This is a genomic window from Flavobacterium chilense, from assembly GCF_001602525.1.
Taxonomy (GTDB): domain Bacteria; phylum Bacteroidota; class Bacteroidia; order Flavobacteriales; family Flavobacteriaceae; genus Flavobacterium; species Flavobacterium chilense.
The window spans coordinates 139307-159304 of sequence record NZ_LSYT01000004.1; the positions used below are offsets into that span (position 1 = coordinate 139307).

A 19998-nucleotide genomic window follows, 5' to 3' on the forward strand; every position below is an offset into this window, starting at 1 on the left:
GTTTAGCACTAATTAGTAACTTTTTAAAATAAAAAATCATGGCGATAATAAATCACAATTCAAGAAACAGACTCATCAGAGATTTAAGTATTAGTTTCGTAATATATTCACTGCCTGTAGTGGCAATTTTTCTTTATTTTAAACTAACAAATGGCTTTGTTGCTGAGTCGCATCTTACATTGCCATCGTTCTTAGAATTTTCGAAACCCGCTTTTGAACACATTCGTACCTGGGGATTAACTGCTTTTATGTTAGTTTTGGGAGTTATTGAATTTACAGCAGGTTTATACGATGACGACTGGACTGGTGAAGAACGCAAGGTAGACATTGTTTGTTTTCTGGCGCCAAAACTACTTTTACCACCTGTAATTGCTTTTTTCAGTTTAACTGCCTTACCTTATTTAATTCCAAATTTAGCCAACTCGCTTTCGTGGGTTCCGTTTTGGGGAGGTTTTTTCCTGATTGCAATTGCCGATGATTTAACACAATACTGGTACCATCGTTTACACCATCAGGTTCCGTTTTTATGGCGTTTTCACAGAACACATCATTCTGCACCTTACATGGGAATGGCAATGGCATCCAGACAAAACTTTATTTATACTATTTTATTTTCTCAAATCTATCTAACGGCTACTTTAACGTATTTAGGCTTAGGATTACCAGCATTATTTGTTTTGGTCATTAAAAGTTTTATCACACTTGGTGCCCATTCAAGTATTAAATGGGATAAGCCTTTTTACAAATACAAAGTATTGCATCCAATTGCATGGGTTTTAGAACGTGTTATTTCGACTCCTGCAACACATCATGCGCATCATGCAGATACGAGCGGTGATGGTGTTGGGCATTTTAAAGGCAATTTTGGAAACATGTTTTTTATCTGGGACATTATTTTTGGAACTGCATTAATTACGCGTAAATACCCAAAATCATACGGAATGAAATCATACAAACAAGAAGAATGGTACGCACAGTTTTTATGGCCAATATTCAAATCTAAAAAAGAAGGAAGCGCCCTGGCAGAAGGAGTCCTGGCAGTTCCGATAAGAGCAAAAGCAGAAAACGTTACAGCCGGCCCGGTTTTATATGAGCAAGCTCAGTCTTAAAAAAATTAAAGTTTTATAACACAGTGTATTCATCTCTAAATTTTGAATACACTGTTCATCTTATAAATGTAATTATCATGAAAAAGAAAACATTAAAAAACAGTTTCGTAATCGTATGCCTGTTTTTGACAACCCTTATTTTTTCACAAGCCAAAAGTTCAAATACGGTATCATTAGACGTTTTTTACAGTAAAATTCAAGCCGAAAAAAATCCGCAAATAATTGATGCGAGGGGTCCTGAAGAATTTGCTTTAAACCATATAAACGGTGCCGTAAATTTTAATCTGGAATCTAAAGATTACGAAAAACGCATTGCGGCTTTAGACAAATCAAAACCTGTTTTTACCTATTCTATCGGAGCAGGAAGAAGTGTTTGGTTAGCAGATGATTTACTAAAAAAAGGTTTTAAAGAAGCTTATAGTTTAGAAGGCGGAATTGCCAACTGGATTGGAAACGGAAAACCTTTTTACGCCAATTCTAAAAGCAAATTAACCCTGTCCGAATACAAAAAAATCATTGCAGAAAACAAAGATGTTTTAGTCGATATTGGTTCGGTTTATTGTGGTGCGTGCAAAAAAGTAAAACCTGTTTTAGAAACCATCAAAGCACAATACGGCAGCAATCTAAAAGTTGTAGAAATAGATTTAGAAGACAGTCCGCAAGTAATCGCAGATCTAAAAACAGTAAAAGTTTTCCCTACTTTGATTTTATACAAAAACGGAAAAATTGTGTTTAAAAAAGAAGGTTTAGGCGATTTAAAAAACGATGTTGACTTGGCCTTGGCTTCTAAATAAAAATAAAAACCATGGCATTATCCAAAGCAAAAAAAATTATTTTCTCAATAGTCATTGTACTTTTTATTCTGGCAGTATTTTTATTCTGGCCCATCAATACTGATGGTACATTAATACAACCGGATAAAAAACTACTAAACGGAAAAACAGCATTTCTGGCTGAAAAAATCTCTGCAGACCCTTCTTTCAAAAAACCAAACATCATTATAATTCTGGCCGATGATTTAGGCAAATATGATATTTCGCTGTATGGAGGAAAATCAACACCAACACCTCAAATTGATTCGCTTGCCGCTTCAGGAGTAACTTTTCAGGACGGTTATGTTTCGGCTTCAATTTGTTCGCCATCGCGTGCGGGACTTTTAACGGGACGTTATCAGGAACGTTTTGGACATGAATTTCAGCCCGGAGATCGTTATCCAAAAAACAATCTGGAATATTATGGTTTTAAATATCTGATCAATACCAATAACTGGAGATTAAACCCTAAAATCAATTATCCAAACGAAGCTTCGATTGCGACACAAGGTTTGCCACAATCTGAAATTACCTTTGCTGATTTAGCCAAAAGACAAGGCTACAGCACTGCAATTATAGGAAAATGGCATTTGGGACATAACAAAGGATTTTTTCCTTTAGACAGAGGTTTCGATTATCATTATGGTTTTTATCAGGCATTTTCGCTTTATACGCCCGAAGATGACAATCCGGATATTATCAACCATCATCATAAAGATTTTACCGATAAAATGATTTGGGGAAATGGCCGCGTTGGCATTGGACAAATTCGTCGTGATACTACCATTATTCACAACAAAGCTTATTTAACCGAAACATTCGCTGATGAAGCTGAAGCGTTTATTGATAAAAATAAAACAAAACCTTTCCTGCTTTACGTTCCGTTTAATGCACCGCACACGCCATTTCAGGTTCGCAAAAAATATTACGATCGTTTTCCGAATGTAAAAGATGAAAACAAACGGGTTTATTTTGCCATGATAAGCGCCTTAGACGATGCTGTGGGAAGAATCAGGGCAAAAGTCAAAAAAGAAGGTCTTGAGGAGAATACACTAATCTTTTTTGCCAGCGACAACGGTGGTGCCGATTATACTTTTGCTACCACAAACGCACCTTTAAAAGCCGGAAAGTTTTCTCATTTTGAAGGTGGCGTAAATGTTCCTTTTGCGCTTTCGTGGAAGGGAAAAATCAAACCGCATACAATCTATAAAACTCCGGTAAGTACATTGGATATTTTTAGTAAGATTGCTGCTGCAATACATTCTGATCTGCCAAAAGATCGTGTTTATGATGGTGTTGACCTTGTAAGTACAGTTAATGAAAACAAAGAAGCACATAAAACTTTATACTGGCGTTCCGGCGATGCAAAAGCGATCAGAAGCGGTGACTGGAAATTAATCATCAGCGGAAAAACGCACGAAGAATGGCTTTATAATCTGGCAAAAGACAAATCTGAAACAACAGATCTGGCTCAGAAAAATCCGGAAAAAGTAAAAGAATTACATGTTGCTTTACAAAACTGGGAAAAAGATCTGGTAAAACCTTTATGGCCGAATCTAACGCATTATGAATTTGATTTTGGCAAACAAAAATATTTTGTTGATTTATAGTCAGCGTCATACAAACCCGACAGGTTTTAAAAACCCATTGGGTTTAACTCAGCATATCCTTTTTTACATCGATTCTATGAATTACCTCCAGCTTTAGCTGGAGTTTAAAAATGAAGATATTCAAAGGCTTTAGCCAAATAAAAAGTTCGGCCAAAGCCAATTTTCATTGAAATAACAATAATCTCCGGCTAAAGCTGGAGTCTATTCAAAAAAATTAAAACCATTAAACAATACAATGTCAACCCCAACCCAATCATCTCACCTTCACGAAGACTGGACCGTCGTAATTCTCGGATTTATAATCATCGGGATTTCTCTCTTTGTTTTTCTCCCTGAAGTTCCCGTTTTTAAATGGACGACCGGAACCGATTTATTACATGACGTATTCGATTTCGAAAACCTGAAAATCCTCGGATTGCAATTTTTATACCTTCTTTCAATTGGAACTTTAGGTGCTTTTTTAATCGGAAAATCGGTAAAATACTTTTTACTCGGTTTTCCTGTAGTTTATATTTTAACGATTATTGCCTTGATTATTGCCGGAAATACTGGCGTAAAAGGATTGAATCTCGAAGCTGTAATTTTTAGTTTGATTATTGGTTTAGCGATTGGTAATTTCTTCCAGCTTCCGGACTGGTTTCGATCAGCACTTTCTACAGAAGTCTTTGTCAAAATTGGATTGGTTTTGTTAGGTACCAGTGTGATCTTTTCAGACATTCTAAAAGCAGGCTCTTTAGGATTAATTCAGGCTTTGGTTGTCGTTTTGTCCGTTTGGTATTTTGCTTTTTGGTTGTGCAAAAAACTAAAAGTTGATGACGAATTAACGATGATGATTTCGAGTGCTGTTTCTATCTGTGGTGTTTCTGCCGCCATTGCTACTTCGGGAGCCATCAAAGGAGATTCTAAAAAGTTATCTTATGTCATTTCGATTGTATTGGTCACCGCAATTCCAATGATGATTTTCATGCCCATAATTGCCAGATATTTTAACTTTCCTGAAGAAGTGACAGGAGCCTGGCTGGGCGGAAGCATTGATACCTCTGGTGCTGTTGTTGCTTCGGGTTCTTTGGTTGGCGAAACCGCATTGAAGATTAGCACAATTGTAAAATTCTCTCAAAATGTATTGTTAGGAATCGCCGCTTTTGCTATATCGGTTTATTGGACATATACCCACAATAAATCGGCAGAAGCCATAGAATCAAAACCAACTTTAGGTGTTATCTGGGAACGTTTTCCTAAATTCGTTATTGGTTTTATTGCCGCTTCGATATTGTTTTCTTTTCTGCTTACTTCTGAAACCAGAGATGGCGTAAAAGACAGTCTGAAAAATTTGCAGGGAATTTGGTTTGCACTGGCTTTTACAAGCATTGGTCTTGAAACCAACTTTAAAGATTTACTAAGCAATAATAGCCGAAAACCTCTATACGCCTTTTTAATTGCTCAATTGTTTAATGTGATTATTACGCTGATTATTGCGTTTTTGTTGTTTAGTAAGTAAGCTTTTTTTAACCCATAGAAACATATCTTTTAGAAATATTCAAAAAAAGTCGTTTCACTCAAAATAAAATGCATACCGAAAAGTAAAAAATAATCATAAGCCTTGTCATCCCTTGTTTCTCGGGGCGACAAACCAGACGAAAATATTATTATGAAAATAATTGGCCTAGCCCCGATAGAAGTGGAAATCCTTTTGTTCCGGGGTTCGGAACAAAAGATTGAAACGGATAGCGGGATTAGCTCCTAAAAAAATTTGGTTTTATCATAGAAATCGGAATGGCAGCAATGTAAAAAATGGACTAAAAACTATCTCTACAACATGAATAAATTAAAATATCAACTATAATGAAAAAAACAATTATTACGTTAAACCTTCTGTTATCAGTCGTTTTAGTTTCGGCACAAAATAAAACAACTGCTGAAAAACCCAATATCATTTTAATCATGGTTGATGATATGGGGTATTCTGATTTAGGAAATTATGGTTCCGAAATTAAAACACCAAACTTAGACAAACTAGCCAGTGAAGGTTTACGTTTACGAGAATTTTACAATAACTCGATTTGTGCGCCAACAAGAGCTTCTCTCCTAACTGGACAATATCAGCATAAAGCCGGAGTTGGTTTCTTTGATGTCAATTTAGGATTACCGGCATATCAGGGTTATTTAAACAAAGAATCTCTGACTTTGGGCGAAGTTTTTCGTTCCGGAGGTTACAGTACTTTACTTTCAGGAAAATGGCATGTAGGTTCTGAAGATCAGGCGCAATGGCCCAATCAGCGAGGTTTTGATAAGTTTTATGGCATCTTAAAAGGCGCTTCGAACTATTTCGACACGAAACCTTTGCCTTTTGGAAAAACACCTTATCCCGTAAAACTAATTCGTAATAATGAAGAACTGCACCCAAAGGACGATTCGTATTATTTTACAGATGAAATCGGGAATAATGCCGTGACATTCTTAGACGAACAAAATAAAGAAAACAAACCGTTTTTCTTGTATTTAGCATTTACAGCCCCGCATTGGCCGTTACAGGCAAAACCGGTTGATATTGCCAAATACAGAGGGAAATTTGATGAAGGCTGGGATGTTTTAAGAGAAAAAAGAATTGCAAAACTAAAAGCAAACGGAATTTTATCTGCCGATCAAACGGTTTCACCAAGAGATCCTGAAGTTCCGGAATGGAGTAAATTAACCTATGATGAAAAACAATTCTGGAAAGCCAAAATGGAAGTTTACGCTGCCATGGTCGATAATATGGATCAGAATGTGGGAAAAGTTCTCGGGAAACTAAAAGCTTTGAAGAAAGATAAAAACACGCTGATCATCTTTATCTCAGACAATGGTGCGCAGGGTGGTTTCAATACCTATAATCCGTTAGGGAGAGGTTTGGTTAGAAATGACGGACCTATTGGAACCTCAGGATCATTTGATTATCAGGAACAAAACTGGGCGTATTTATCAAACACTCCACTTCAGCAATATAAAAACAATATGCACGAAGGTGGGTTTAGTTCGCCATTTATAGCGTGGTTTCCGTCAAAAATAAAAGCAGGCAGAATCGATAAAGGAACTGGACATATTATTGACCTTGCCCCTACTTTTTATGAACTGGCAGGAATCGAATATCCAAAAGAATACAATGGTGTAAACTCTAATCCGTTGCCGGGAAAAAGTTTAATACCTGTTTTATTCGATAATGTTTCTGAAGTAAACAGAGGTGCCCCTTTATTTTGGGAAAGAGCCGGAAACAGAGCCGTAAGAGATGGCAAATGGAAACTGGTTTCCATCTACCCTTCATACGAATGGGAACTTTACAATATTGAAACCGATCGTGGAGAAACTACAAATGTTGCTCAACAAAACCCGGGAATCGTAAACAAACTTTCGGCTGCTTATTTTGATTGGGCAGATAAAACCGGAGTTGTAGAATACAGTAAATTCAAATTAAAAACAGAAGTTATGCCGGGTGGCGCAGCATTAAAAAAATAGATTACTTAGAAATAGTTTGTTTTTTATAACCTGTTTGTCCGGAGTATCATACCAAACTATAATTCAACAAATTGCATTTTATTTCACAGTAAATTAAACTGCTTTTATTTCGCTCTTTTTCATTTTTAATATAAATTTACTTATAAGCATTTTTAACCAAAAATAATTAATCCTAAAACCACTAAGCCATGGCTGAATCAAAACAACAACAGACAGCATTAGGAGATGTTGCAGCAAGACAATTAGCAATTGCAACACGTACGGTCCCTCAAATTGGAACAATTTCACCACGCTGGTTAACGCATCTTTTACATTGGGTACCAGTAGAGTCAGGTGTGTTTCGTTTGAATAAAGTAAAAGACGGAAGCCATATCGAAGTCGATTGTTCGGCACGTGACGAAAGAGTTTTACCCAATACTTTTGTCGATTATATCGATAATCCAAGAGAATACAATCTGGCAGCGGTTCAGACTATTGTAGATGTACATACGAGAGTTTCTGACTTATACAGCAAACCTTACAATCAGATTTCTGAACAGCTGCGTTTAGCAATTGAAACCATCAAAGAACGTCAGGAAAGCGAATTAATCAATAATAAGGATTATGGTTTGTTAAGCAATGTGGCAAAATCGCAGATTATTAAAACCAGAACCGGTGCACCAACGCCTGACGATTTAGACGAATTATTGACAAAAGTCTGGAAAGAACCGGGATTTTTCTTGCTGCATCCTTTAGCCATTGCCGCTTTTGGACGTGAATGTACACGTCGCGGAGTTCCGCCTCCTACTACTTCTTTATTTGGATCTCAGTTTTTAACCTGGAGAGGAATTCCGCTTATTCCATCAGATAAATTACCAATCGTAAACGGAAAATCAAAAATCATCTTATTACGTACAGGCGAAAGCCGTCAGGGAGTTATCGGATTAATTCAGCCGGGACTACAAGGCGAACAATCACCAGGATTATCAGTTCGTTTTATGGGAATCAATGAAAAAGCCATTGCCTCCTATTTAGTATCCCTTTATTGTTCACTGGCAATTTTAGTAGATGATGCAATTGCAGTTCTGGAAGATGTAGAAATAGGAAAGTACCATGAGTATAAATATTAACAACGACGGTTTACCTAACATTGATGATTTGCAGCTTTTGGCTAACGAATTGTTCAAGGCGTTACCAAATGAATTTCCAAAAGAAATTTCATTAAGTCCTGATCGCAATGAACATCCGCGTGCTGTAAAAATTGCAGAAACCTTGTTGAATACGGGAAATTCAGGCGGAGGCAACATCACCTCTGTTCCGTCACAAAACATAGCAAATGTACCTGCTGCCCCATCTGCTTTTAGCGGTTTTGGAGCATCTCCATCAGTTGCTAATTATGGTTCAGGAGCTTCAGCTTTATACCCTAATGCCGGAGCCGGATTTGATCCTCAAAACAGCATTTCTCCATCAGGAATTCCACACGGAAATAATGTCAATGTCAACAATCCGCAAACGGGTTTTCATGATGCTAATTTCAGGAATGGAGAAACAGCTCAGTTAAACGAAGAAACGTTTTTTTCGAAATTGCTTTTAAACAATGATTATCTGCCTTTTCAAACCGAAAGTTCTTCTTTTGAAACCGAACTAAAAGCAGCATTATCTTTTGTAGATACGCAATTTACAAAGCGTATAGATTTTCCGTTAAACGGAAATGAAAGTACCAATTCATATTATTTTTTAGACCAAAATCCGTTTGCTTTTGATCAGAGAAATACCAATTTGATTGTTGGAAATATTTTCGAAAAACAAGATTTTGGCAATATAAGCAGTTCTCATTTTGATGCCAGTCTGGTTAAGAAAGATTTTCCAATTTTAAGAGAAACCGTAAATGGTAAACCTCTGGTTTGGTTTGATAATGCGGCTACAACCCAAAAACCACAATCGGTTATTGATCGTATTGCCTATTTCTACGAACACGAAAATTCCAATATTCATCGTGCGGCGCATGAACTTGCAGCCCGTGCATCTGATGCTTACGAAGCGGCCCGTGAAAAAGTAAAAGTGTTTTTAAACGCTTCTTCGGTAAACGAAATTGTATTTGTTCGCGGCGCTACAGAAGGAATCAATTTAGTCGCTCAAAGTTGGGGTGATCAAAATCTGGCTGCCGGAGACGAAATCATTGTAAGCAATCTGGAACATCATGCGAACATCGTTCCATGGAAAAGGTTAGCCGATAAAAAAGGGCTGAAACTTCGTGTAATTCCTGTTGACGACGACGGACAAATTTTGCTGGATGAATATGCAAAACTGCTCAATTCAAAAACACGTTTGGTGGCGTTTACACAAGTTTCTAATGCACTTGGAACAGTAACTCCTGCTAAAAGAATTGTTGAAATGGCGCATGCTGCCGGAGCAAAAGTTTTAATCGACGGAGCACAATCAGTTTCTCATATGAAAGTGGATGTTCAGGATTTAAATCCTGATTGGCTGGTTTTTTCCGGACACAAACTTTTTGGTCCAACCGGAATTGGCGCTTTGTATGGAAAAGAAGATTTACTAAACGAAATGCAGCCTTATCAATCCGGAGGAAATATGATTCAGGATGTTACTTTTGAGGAAATAAAATACCACAAAGCACCCAATCGTTTTGAAGCCGGAACAGGAAATATTGCCGATGCCATTGGTCTTGGAGCTGCGATTGATTATGTTACCAAACTAGGAATCGAGGCTATCGGACATTATGAACACCAATTACTGGAATACGCAACAAGGCTGTTAAAAGAAATTCCAGGAGTCCGGTTAATAGGAACAGCAGCTGATAAAGCCAGTGTACTTTCTTTTAATTTACAGGGCTACACTAACGATCAGGTAGGTCAGGCTTTAAACAAAGAAGGTGTTGCCGTACGAACCGGACATCATTGTGCACAGCCTATTTTACGACGAATGGGAGTCGAAACTACTGTTCGCCCGTCTTTGGCTTTTTACAATACCACTCAGGACGTTGATACTTTTATTAAAACGTTATGGGAACTTAAAAAAGTTAGGTTTTAAAGCATAGTTACTTTTTTTGATATTTTAAGTAATTATACCCAAAAGCGATTGTTTTAGGACAATCGCTTTTTTATTGAAGTATTATTATCTCAAAACAAAAATAATAACAATAGATATATATTTTTCACTAAATCACTATATAAAAAGCAGTTAAACAAATAAAAGAATTACATAATAGACAATAAAAAATATTTATTTTTAGAAATAGCGGTATATTTCCATATAAAAGTTACACATAACACAAAAACAACATAAATTGTGATATTTTATGTTAATAAAGCAAGGATCATTAACATTTATTTAAGATATTTGGAATAACTAATCCAAAACTTTTTAAAAATGAAAATTAACTTAAAGCATTTTTTGTGGCTTTTATTGGTATTATCCGTACAAATAGCCACAGCACAAGGAGGATCTATTTCAGGAAAAGTTACTGACGCGAAGCGAGTACCTATTCCGGGAGTAAATATTGTACTTAAAGGCACTGATATCAGTACTCAGACTGATTTTGACGGGAATTTTAAAATAGCAGCAAAAAAAGGAGATATTTTAGTTGTAAGCTATGTAAGCTTTGCAACAGTTCATGTACCAGCCTCTAATTTAATGACAGTAGAATTGGTTGAAACCCAGAATGAACTTGAAGCTGTTATGGTGGTAGGTTACGGAACACAAACCAAGAGAAACTCAACAGACAATATTGCCCGTGTAACGGCCAAAGATATTCAGCAAATACCGGTTTCAAACCTGCAAAATGCTTTGGTTGGTAAATTAGCCGGAGTACAAATTACGCAGACAAACGGTAAAGTTGAAGGCGGAATAAACATCAGAGTGCGTGGAGCTGCCAGTATTAGTGCCGGAACTCAGCCATTGTATGTTTTAGACGGAATTCCTTTAATTAATGATGACGAATCCAGCAACGGAGCACCAACCAATCCGTTGTTGACTTTAAGCACCAACGAAATTGAATCTATAGATGTTTTAAAAGACGCTTCGTCTGCAGCTATTTATGGAGCACGTGGAGCAAACGGAGTTGTAATTATTACCACTAAGAAAGGAAAAGAAGGAAAAGGCAATTTTTCTATCAATTTCTCACAAGGTGTTAGCGAGGCTACTCATAAAAAGAAATGGCTGAACGCAAAACAATATGTAGAATTATTGCAGGAAGCCGGTAGAAATGTTGGTGATTTAGAATCTGTAGAAGACGAACTGGAATTTTTATCACAGGGAACAGACTGGAGAAATGGCGCAGTAGATACCAACTGGCAAAACATAGCCTTAAAAACAGGTTATACAACTGATGCTGATTTTTCGGTTTCAGGAGGTGATGACAAGACCAAATACTTTTTTGCCGGTTCTTACAACAAAACTATCGGAATTGTAGACAGCAATAGTTTAGAAAGATTGACTGCCAGAAGCAACTTGTCACACAAAGTAACAGATCGTTTTACTGCCGGAATGAATATTGGATTTTCAAGATCGTTAATCGACCGGGTGCAGGATGATAACTCCTTCTCTACTCCTTTGCAGTCTGTGGCACAAGCCCCGATTTCGCAAGCCAGATTAGCAGATGGAACTGCAAACCCTAACACTGAATATTCTAATTATCTTTTGGCTAAAGACAATACGTTCTGGAAAACAATCATGAGAAGAGTAACCGGAAAAATATTTGCCGAACTTAAAATATTGAACTCTTTAAAATTCAATTCTGATTTCTCTTATGATTTCTTAAGTCAGACCGAAGATTACTGGCAAGGAAAAAATGCGCCTTTTATGGCTACAGACGGAGCTGTATTTGCAACCTCAGTAAATACTGAAAATTATGTTTTTAGTAACTATTTTACTTACGACAAAACTTTTGCCGAAAAACACACTTTAAATCTGGTTGCCGGTATGGAATTTAATAAATACCACAGAAGGTATCAGGATGTAAATAGTATTTATTTCCCTAACGATAATTTCCAGACGGTTGATGGCGGAGCCGAAGTAAATGAAGGCCACGGCAGCGAAACCGATTATGCCTTTGTTTCTCAGTTTGGAAGGTTAAACTACAGCTACGACGGTAAATATCTTTTTAAAGCAAGTGTGCGTCGTGATGGTTCTTCCCGTTTTGGAAAAAACAATAAATTCGGGATTTTCCCTGCCTTTTCTGCTGGTTGGGTTATCTCTCAGGAAGAATTCTTAAAAGACAATCCCGTTTTAAGTTATTTAAAGATAAAAGGAAGCTGGGGTAAATTAGGAAATGCCGAGATTGGAAATTTTGCTTCACGCCAATTGTACAGACCAAATCCGTATAACCTGAAATCAGGTCTTACTTTTGATCAGGCAGGAAATAATGATCTGACCTGGGAAAAATCAACACAAACAGATGTTGGTTTCGAAATTGGATTCTTAAACAAAATTTCGCTTGAAGCAGATTACTATCAAAAAGATACAGACGGATTACTTTTTGAAGTACCATTACCTTTAAGTTCAGGGGAATCATCCATTAACAAGAACATCGGAAAAATCAGAAGCAACGGTTTTGAGTTTACTTTAAACACGAAAAATATTGAAACAGAAGAGTTCAAATGGAATACCAGTTTCAATCTAACCACCAACCAGTCTAAAGTAAAATCATTACCAAATAATAATACTGACATCATTACCAGTTACAACATCAATAGAGTTGGTGAATACATTTCAGCATTTTATCTGGTAGAATATGCAGGAGTTGATCCGGCAAACGGAGATGCTCTTTTTGTAAAAAACACTAAAAATGCTGACGGAAGTGTTGACAGAAGCACGACAAATGATTATAGTGAAGCAAAAAGAATTGTTGCAGGAAATCCGTTTCCAACTTTAATGTCCGGTTTAACCAATACAATCACTTACAAAGGTGTTGATTTTACCTTTACTTTTCAGGGAGAATGGGGCGCCAGTATTTATAATTCAGCCGGAAGATACCAATCGACTGCAGCAGATTATTTTGATAATCAAACAGCAGATCAGTTAAACCGCTGGCAAAAACCAGGCGATATTACCAATGTTCCTCAGGCCAGATTTGAAGGTTCAAACGGAACTCAGGAATCTACCCGTTATTTGGGCAAATCTGATTTTGTTCGTTTAAGAAATACAACATTGGGGTATTCTTTACCAAAAGCAACTGTAAAAGATATGGGAATGAGCAATCTGAGAGTATATATTACGGCTGTTAACCTTTTAACTTTTACCAGTTATAAAGGCAATGATCCAGAAGCAAGAAGAGATGATACCGGTATTGGAGAAGATTTCTACTCAGCTCCGCCAGCCAGAACAATCGCCATGGGAGTAAATATTAATTTTTAAAACGAACAAAATGAAAGCAAATAAAATAATATTATATCTATTTTTCGCAGCGCTTTTTGCAAGTTGCGAAAATGAACTAAACATTGATCCTAAACAACGAGAAGATGCATCGGTTACACTAAGCACAGAAGGCGGGATAACCAATGTACTTACCGGAACCTATACTCTGGCAGCAAACGGAAATGCTTATGGTGGACGTATTTTACTCTATGCTGATTTATTAGGCGTGAGCGGTGCTCTAAATACAACCGATTTCAGATGGCGCGGAAGTTATGGTGAATTGAGACAAATGTACATTAAAGCCATGTTGTCAGACAATGCGATTATCGAAGGAACGTATTCCAGATGTTACGAAATAATCAATGCGGCAAACACAGTAATCGAAAACATTGATAAAGTAAAAGATCCTGCAAAACAAACCAGAATGATTGGTGAAGCCAGTTTTTTAAGATCTCTTGCTTATTTTGATCTTGTTCGCTTTTTTGCCAAACCTTATGTGAGTGGCCAGGCGAATACACAATTGGGAGTTGTCATCAGACCTAACGCGATTTACAATTTCAATGTGGATCTTTCAAAAGAAAGAAGTACTGTTGACGAAGTGTACAAAGTAATCATAGACGGTTTAAATGTTGCCTACACTAATCTGCCTGCTGAAAACAGTTTTTATGCCGATAAATATGCTGCAAAAGCGTTATTAGCCAGAGTATATCTGCAACAAGGCAATTATACTCAGGCAAGAGATGCTGCTAATGATGTAATTCAAAATAGCGGACACGGATTATCTCTAACTTATGCAGCTGCATTTAATCATGATACCGATCAGACCGAAGATGTATTTGCGATACAAATTACCAAACAAACCGGATTAAATGATCTGAATACTTTTTATGAGTCTGAAGATAATGGCGGACGTGGCGGAGATTTTTCAATCAGAGATCATTACCTGGAAAAATTTAGCGATCCTGATGACAGAGCAACGTTTAATTATGAAAATGCAGCAAACGGCAGAATATTAACTTCTAAATTTACAGATCAGTTTGCTGATGTAGCCGTTATTCGCTTAGCCGAAATGTATTTAATAAGAGCCGAAGCGAATCTAAGACTGGGAACAACAGTTGGAAAAACACCACTGGACGATATTAATACGATTCGATCAAGAGCAAAAGCAGATCCTTTGTTAACCGTTACTGTTGATGATATTTTACTGGAACGCGAATTAGAATTAGGAATGGAAGGTTTCTTAATTCACGATATCAAAAGAACCAAGCGCTCAATCGATATTAGTGAAAACGGAGATGGTTCCAGTTTAATACTTTATGATGCCAATAATCTCGTATTCCCTATTCCGTTAAAAGAAACTGATGCCAACAAAAAAATCACTCAAAATCCGGGATATAACAATTAATAGAAATAGAAAAAAACATTTTAACCTTGATAATCTGTAACAAAAAATTTGGGCAATTCGAGTAATTCGTGCCTAAAATGCTGCACGCAGATTAAGCAGATTTAAAAGTCATTTCAGTCTTTTTAATCTGTATAAAAAACAAAAAACCATTCCGCTTTCGTGGAATGGTTTTTTAAATTTCAATAGAATTTATGATAATGCTGGAACAGCTGACGACACTACTTGTGAAGAAGTAATAGATAAAGTACGTGAATCTGAATAGCCTAAGAAAAAAGTATCAATGATTTCCTTAAAAACAGGATGAGCACCTTCAACCTGAGAAAACAGAGTCATAGACGAACATAATTTACGGGCACCCAAATCTCCTAAAATCGAATCAATTGATTTTCTTTTAAAAGTTAACAGAAGCTCTGAAATTCCTATCAGATGTTTGGATAAAATAGGATGATTTAAAAATGCTTCGGCTTCTTTAAGATCAGAAATGGCATAATATTTTGAAACATTACTCGTACCCAATCCTTTTATTTGCGGAAATATAAACCACATCCAGTGCGTTTCTTTTTTTCCTTTTCTAATTTCAGAAAAAGCAGTGAGATAAAGTTTATTCTGTGCATCTAAAAAACGCGTCAGGTCATTATTTGAGTAAGCCATTTGTAGATTTTATAAAAGTTAATAAATCAATTCCTGTTTTGGTTTCCTGTAGTTAAAAACAAAATCAGGATTACTGTATTTTATTTCCTTTTTCAGGACATTCAAAACTACTCATCCTCTCCTCCAAAATAATTATACAATTCATCCGGATCGTTATATAATTTTCGGATTGACTTAAAAACAAAAAAAAGTTGCAAAAACATCGTTCCTGCAACTTTTCTATTTTATAATTAAAAAGAAACTTTTAGTCTCTAAAATCGTTTAATGATTTCTCGATAATTTCAAGACATTCTTTAATTTGATCTTCTGTCATTACCAATGGTGGCGCCAATCTGATTTTATTTCCGTGAGTTGGTTTTGCCAATAATCCGTTATCTCTGAATTTCAGGCAAATTTCCCAGGCCAGATCAGAATCTTCACCGCAATTAATTACAATCGCATTCAGTAAACCTTTACCGCGAACCAGCGTGATCAGACTATTTCTTTCGGCAATTTCATTCAAACCTTTTCTTAAAATAATTCCAAGACGTTCCGCATTTTCAGCCAGATTTTCTTCTTTAATTACCTCAAGTGCCGCAATCGCGACAGCAGCAGCAACAGGGTTTCCTCCAAAAGTCGATCCGTGTTGTCCCGGTTTAATCACATTCATAATTTCATTATTTGCCAAAACTGCCGAAACCGGATACACTCCGCCTGAAATAGCTTTCCCTAAAATTAAAATATCAGGCTGAACATTTTCATGATGAACCGCTAATAATTTTCCGGTACGCGCAATTCCCGTCTGAACCTCATCAGCAATAAACAGAACATTATGTTTCTCACACAAAGCTTTTGCTTTTGCTAAATATCCTTCAGAAGGCACATAAACCCCTGCTTCACCCTGTATAGGTTCAACTAGAAATCCTGCTATATTTTTTGATGAATCTAAAGCTTTTTCAAGAGCTTCAAGATTATCGTATTCAATTTTTATAAATCCGTCTGTAAAAGGTCCAAAGTTTTTACGGGCAGTTTCATCATTAGAAAACGAAATGATGGTAGTTGTTCTTCCGTGAAAGTTATTTTCACAAACAATAACCTGTGCCTGATTTTCAGGAATTCCTTTTACTTCATAAGCCCATTTTCTACATACTTTAAGTGCCGTTTCAACAGCCTCAGCACCGGTATTCATTGGCAGCACTTTATCAAAACCAAAATACTGGGTAACAAATTCTTCATAATTTCCCAGTTTGTCATTATAAAAAGCACGGGAAGTCAAAGTCAGTTTTTGTGCCTGATCAACCATTGCTTTTACAATTTTCGGATGACAATGCCCCTGATTTACCGCAGAATAGGCAGATAAAAAGTCATAATATTTTTTTCCGTCTACATCCCAAACATATACACCTTCTCCTCTTTCCAGTACCACCGGAAGCGGATGATAATTATGAGCTCCGTATTTATTTTCTTTTTCAATCAAAACTTCTGATTTTGACGAAAGTGATTTTTCAGTATGTATCATGATCTATTTCTTTTAAAGTGCAAAAGTATTAAAATTTATTCATTAACAAGCTAAAAAATATCAATTTTGACTTTAAAAACGATTATTTTAAGTCAAAAATAACTTTTACTGCATTATAAAAAGTAAATACACTTATTTTCTAATTCAGTTTTATTAAGCGTTTATTAAAAAAAATAGTTACTTTTATGAATTAGAAAAACAAATTACAACCCAATTTAAAATAATGGATATATTAGACGAATTTGATATTAGCATACTTAAAGAATTAGAAAAAGATGGCAGAATGGCGTTTTCTGCAATTGCCACTAATTTGAAAATATCAAACACTATGGTGCATCAACGTATTAACCGAATGATCGAGCAAGGCATTATTGGCGGTATAAAACCTATTATTCAGGAAAAGAAAATGGGTTATGACTGGGCTTCCTTTACGGGAATTACCTTAAATAAAGATTCAGATTCTGACCGAATTATCGAAGAAATGAAAAAAATTCCTGAAATTACAGAATGCTATTATGTTACAGGGTCATTCACGCTTTACATCAAAATTATTGCAAAGAATCATGAACATATGCGTAAAATTCTCTATGAAAAAATCGACAGTATTCCCGGTATTGCCAAAACCGATTCGATTATTGAATTAGGCTGTGCTTTCAAACGAAATATTACTTTATAAGCTAAAAAAATGCGTTTACGAATTCTCCTTTTATTTACTCTGCTTTGTTGTAAATCATTGTTGTTTTCGCAGACTGCAGTTTCAAATCCGTCCAAAAGTGATTTTTCCGGAACACTCTCTTTTTTAGCTTCCAACTGGATGGAAGGCCGCGGAGCCACACAAAAAGGAGGTCTTATGGCATCTGAATATATTGCATCGATGATGGGATTGTACCAATTGGTTCCTTATAGTACTGAATCAGGATATTATCAGGATTTCAATATCATCGAACATACTGTAAAAAAAGCTTCTTTCGAAATCAGAAAAAAGGACAAAGAAGCTTTTGTACTTTCTTCTTCAACTGATTTTCAGGTTACACCAATAGCACAATCTTTACAAAAAAAAGCGCAACTGTTTTTTGCAGGTTACGGATTGGATTTGGCAAAGGAAAATTACGATGATTATAAAAATCAAAATGTAAAAGATAAAATTGTCGTTGTACTCAAAGGATTCCCCGGATATAAGGACAGTACTTCTGTAACCTATCGAAAATTCAAGAAAATATTTCCCGAAGAAAATAATCTCGAAGAAATCAAACTGCAAACTGCTATTCACAAAGGAGCAATTGCTTTGGTTATAATTGAAGAAAAAGAAAATTTTAAATCCCAAAATTCGGGTGAAAATGCCGTTTTTCATTCTTTGGTAAATCCGGTAATATCTTCAATTCCAATTTTCAGACTGAGTAAATCTGCTGCTCAGAAACTTTTTGCAGGAACTCCTGTTTCATTAGAAACAATAGAGAAAAAAGCGGCTCAAAAACCAATTCCAGTTGCTACTCTTTTAAAAGATACCGAAGTTAATTTCTCTATCGAATTGCAATCTCAAAGTTTTCCGGTTCGCAATGTTTTAGGCATGATTCCCGGAAAAGACACTACCAAAACTATTATTGTAGGCGCACATTATGACCATTTGGGTATTATAAAAGATTCTGTATATAATGGTGCCGACGATAATGCTTCGGGAGCTTCAGGAATGCTGGCACTGGCAAAAAAATGGTCTGAGTCTAAAACAAAACCTCCTTATAACATGCTTTTTGCTTCGTGGACAGCCGAAGAAATGGGACTTTTAGGAAGTGAATATTTTGTTCAGAATTTTGATTTCAGTAAACAGAAAATACTTTTGGCAATCAATATGGATATGATTTCCCGAAATGCACCAGAAGATAAAAACCGTAGAATTTTAAGCATTGGCACTGAAAAAAAAGATGAAACTCTACGAATAATGTCCACCGAAATCAATTCAAAACTTCAAACCCCTTTTGCACTTGATCTTTGGGAAACCAACGGACATACTGGAAGTGATTACGCATCGTTTACCGCAAAAGGAATTCCGATTATGACTTTTTTCAGCGGTTTTCACAACGATTATCACACGACTCGCGATACTGCCGAAAAAGTAGATTTAGACAAGATCAAAGATGTACTTTTTATTGTCAATACATCTCTTTTAAAGTTTATAGAAAATCAGCATTAACCCAACCAAAATAACGCCATGAAAAACCAGTTTCTATTCCAGTTTTCGTTTCTAAAACCTTTGTTGGTTTTATTTCTCTTTACAGGTTATGTTCTGCAAGCCCAGACACCAAAAGGAAAGCTTTTCATTATTGGCGGAGGCGACCGGTCTGATGTGTTGATGAAACAAGTTTTAAGCGTTGCTGATCTTTCCAAAAAAGATTATATCGTTGTTTTACCCATGTCCAGCGAAGAGCCGGACAGTTCGTTTATCTTCTTTAAGAATCAAATGGTTAAACTAACCTCAAATCCAATTGTGATGCTGAATTTTAATGCAGCAACTGCTCAAAATAAAACCTTAACCGATTCTCTTCAAAAAGCAAAACTAATTTTTATCAGCGGTGGCGATCAGGTTCGTTTTATGAATGTGGTTCAAAATACTCCCATAAAAACGGCAATACAAAAAGCCTACGAAAACGGAAGTACGATTTCAGGAACCAGTGCCGGAGCAGCCGTAATGTCTGAGAAAATGATCACAGGTAATCAAAAATTACAAAAAGAATACTCCGGAACTTTTGACAATATACGATATGACAATCTCGAAACAGCTGAAGGGTTGGGATTATTAAAAACGGCTGTAATCGATCAGCATTTTTTAAAACGAAACCGATACAACCGTCTACTTTCGGCTTTAGCTGAATTTCCTGCTTTAACCGGAATAGGAATTGATGAAAGTACGGCAATTATCGTTCGAAACAATCAAATTGAAGTAGCCGGAGAAAGCGAAGTTATTGTAGTCAGAAACCCGAAAGGAATTGCAAAAGCAAAACAAAATAACCTTATTTCTATCGAAAGTCTTCAAATGAGTATTTATACTGCCGGACAAAAATTTAATATCAAATAA

14 protein-coding genes are annotated in these 19998 nt (G+C 36.2%); 12 read left to right on the forward strand and 2 right to left on the reverse strand.

The window, feature by feature from the left end:
• Nucleotides 1-38 precede the first annotated feature (38 nt).
• From A4F88_RS11520 to A4F88_RS11560, 9 genes are all read left to right on the forward strand, one after another.
• Nucleotides 39-1109, forward strand: a complete 1071-nt coding sequence (locus A4F88_RS11520) for a sterol desaturase family protein (RefSeq protein WP_068842762.1) — start codon at nt 39-41, stop codon at nt 1107-1109.
• Between the two features lie 77 nt (nt 1110-1186).
• Nucleotides 1187-1903 (forward strand): thioredoxin domain-containing protein, encoded by a 717-nt coding sequence (locus tag A4F88_RS11525; RefSeq protein WP_068842763.1) that lies wholly within the window; start codon nt 1187-1189, stop codon nt 1901-1903.
• An 11-nt stretch (nt 1904-1914) separates the two neighbouring features.
• Entirely contained in the window at nt 1915-3531 is a 1617-nt protein-coding gene (locus tag A4F88_RS11530; RefSeq protein WP_068842764.1) for a sulfatase-like hydrolase/transferase, read from the forward strand.
• A gap of 235 nt (nt 3532-3766) precedes the next feature.
• Entirely contained in the window at nt 3767-5029 is a 1263-nt protein-coding gene (locus A4F88_RS11535; protein ID WP_068842765.1) for a YeiH family protein, read from the forward strand.
• Between the two features lie 344 nt (nt 5030-5373).
• On the forward strand, nt 5374-7020 hold the full coding sequence (locus A4F88_RS11540; protein ID WP_068842766.1) for an arylsulfatase: 1647 nt from the start codon (nt 5374-5376) through the stop codon (nt 7018-7020).
• A 188-nt stretch (nt 7021-7208) separates the two neighbouring features.
• Entirely contained in the window at nt 7209-8129 is a 921-nt protein-coding gene (locus A4F88_RS11545) for a family 2A encapsulin nanocompartment shell protein (protein WP_068842767.1), read from the forward strand.
• Complete coding sequence (locus A4F88_RS11550; protein ID WP_068842768.1) at nt 8113-10050, forward strand: family 2A encapsulin nanocompartment cargo protein cysteine desulfurase; 1938 nt, start codon at nt 8113-8115, stop codon at nt 10048-10050. Before A4F88_RS11545 ends, A4F88_RS11550 begins: the two co-directional genes overlap by 17 nt.
• Before the next feature lie 339 nt (nt 10051-10389).
• A complete protein-coding gene (locus A4F88_RS11555; RefSeq protein ID WP_068842769.1) occupies nt 10390-13374 on the forward strand; it encodes a SusC/RagA family TonB-linked outer membrane protein in 2985 nt (994 codons plus the stop codon).
• Between the two features lie 10 nt (nt 13375-13384).
• Entirely contained in the window at nt 13385-14779 is a 1395-nt protein-coding gene (locus A4F88_RS11560) for a RagB/SusD family nutrient uptake outer membrane protein (protein ID WP_068842770.1), read from the forward strand.
• 189 nt (nt 14780-14968) lie between these two features.
• Here A4F88_RS11560 and A4F88_RS11565 read toward each other — a convergent pair whose 3' ends face one another.
• Nucleotides 14969-15430: a DUF1810 domain-containing protein gene (locus A4F88_RS11565; RefSeq protein ID WP_068842771.1), complete on the reverse strand. Its 462-nt coding sequence runs from the start codon at nt 15428-15430 to the stop codon at nt 14969-14971.
• 244 nt (nt 15431-15674) lie between these two features.
• Nucleotides 15675-16928, reverse strand: coding sequence for an ornithine--oxo-acid transaminase (rocD, locus tag A4F88_RS11570; RefSeq protein ID WP_068842772.1), 1254 nt, complete (start codon nt 16926-16928; stop codon nt 15675-15677).
• A 223-nt stretch (nt 16929-17151) separates the two neighbouring features.
• On the opposite strand from rocD, the gene A4F88_RS11575 reads away from it, so the two are divergent.
• The 3 genes from A4F88_RS11575 to A4F88_RS11585 are packed head-to-tail and all read left to right on the forward strand — an operon-like array spanning nt 17152 to nt 19998.
• Nucleotides 17152-17604 (forward strand): Lrp/AsnC family transcriptional regulator, encoded by a 453-nt coding sequence (locus A4F88_RS11575; protein WP_068842773.1) that lies wholly within the window; start codon nt 17152-17154, stop codon nt 17602-17604.
• A gap of 9 nt (nt 17605-17613) precedes the next feature.
• A complete protein-coding gene (locus A4F88_RS11580; protein WP_082815756.1) occupies nt 17614-19116 on the forward strand; it encodes a M20/M25/M40 family metallo-hydrolase in 1503 nt (500 codons plus the stop codon).
• Nucleotides 19117-19134: 18 nt separating this feature from the next.
• Complete coding sequence (locus A4F88_RS11585; RefSeq protein ID WP_068842775.1) at nt 19135-19998, forward strand: cyanophycinase; 864 nt, start codon at nt 19135-19137, stop codon at nt 19996-19998.

Excerpts from the sequence above, each read along its gene's own strand:
- A4F88_RS11520 (WP_068842762.1), top strand. The coding sequence starts at position 39 with ATGGCGATAATAAATCACAATTCAAGAAACAGACTCATCAGAGATTTA.
- A4F88_RS11525 (WP_068842763.1), top strand. The coding sequence starts at position 1,187 with ATGAAAAAGAAAACATTAAAAAACAGTTTCGTAATCGTATGCCTGTTT.
- A4F88_RS11530 (WP_068842764.1), top strand. The coding sequence starts at position 1,915 with ATGGCATTATCCAAAGCAAAAAAAATTATTTTCTCAATAGTCATTGTA.
- A4F88_RS11535 (WP_068842765.1), top strand. The coding sequence starts at position 3,767 with ATGTCAACCCCAACCCAATCATCTCACCTTCACGAAGACTGGACCGTC.
- A4F88_RS11540 (WP_068842766.1), top strand. The coding sequence starts at position 5,374 with ATGAAAAAAACAATTATTACGTTAAACCTTCTGTTATCAGTCGTTTTA.
- A4F88_RS11545 (WP_068842767.1), top strand. The coding sequence starts at position 7,209 with ATGGCTGAATCAAAACAACAACAGACAGCATTAGGAGATGTTGCAGCA.
- A4F88_RS11550 (WP_068842768.1), top strand. The coding sequence starts at position 8,113 with ATGAGTATAAATATTAACAACGACGGTTTACCTAACATTGATGATTTG.
- A4F88_RS11555 (WP_068842769.1), top strand. The coding sequence starts at position 10,390 with ATGAAAATTAACTTAAAGCATTTTTTGTGGCTTTTATTGGTATTATCC.
- A4F88_RS11560 (WP_068842770.1), top strand. The coding sequence starts at position 13,385 with ATGAAAGCAAATAAAATAATATTATATCTATTTTTCGCAGCGCTTTTT.
- A4F88_RS11565 (WP_068842771.1), bottom strand. The coding sequence starts at position 15,430 with ATGGCTTACTCAAATAATGACCTGACGCGTTTTTTAGATGCACAGAAT.
- rocD (WP_068842772.1), bottom strand. The coding sequence starts at position 16,928 with ATGATACATACTGAAAAATCACTTTCGTCAAAATCAGAAGTTTTGATT.
- A4F88_RS11575 (WP_068842773.1), top strand. The coding sequence starts at position 17,152 with ATGGATATATTAGACGAATTTGATATTAGCATACTTAAAGAATTAGAA.
- A4F88_RS11580 (WP_082815756.1), top strand. The coding sequence starts at position 17,614 with ATGCGTTTACGAATTCTCCTTTTATTTACTCTGCTTTGTTGTAAATCA.
- A4F88_RS11585 (WP_068842775.1), top strand. The coding sequence starts at position 19,135 with ATGAAAAACCAGTTTCTATTCCAGTTTTCGTTTCTAAAACCTTTGTTG.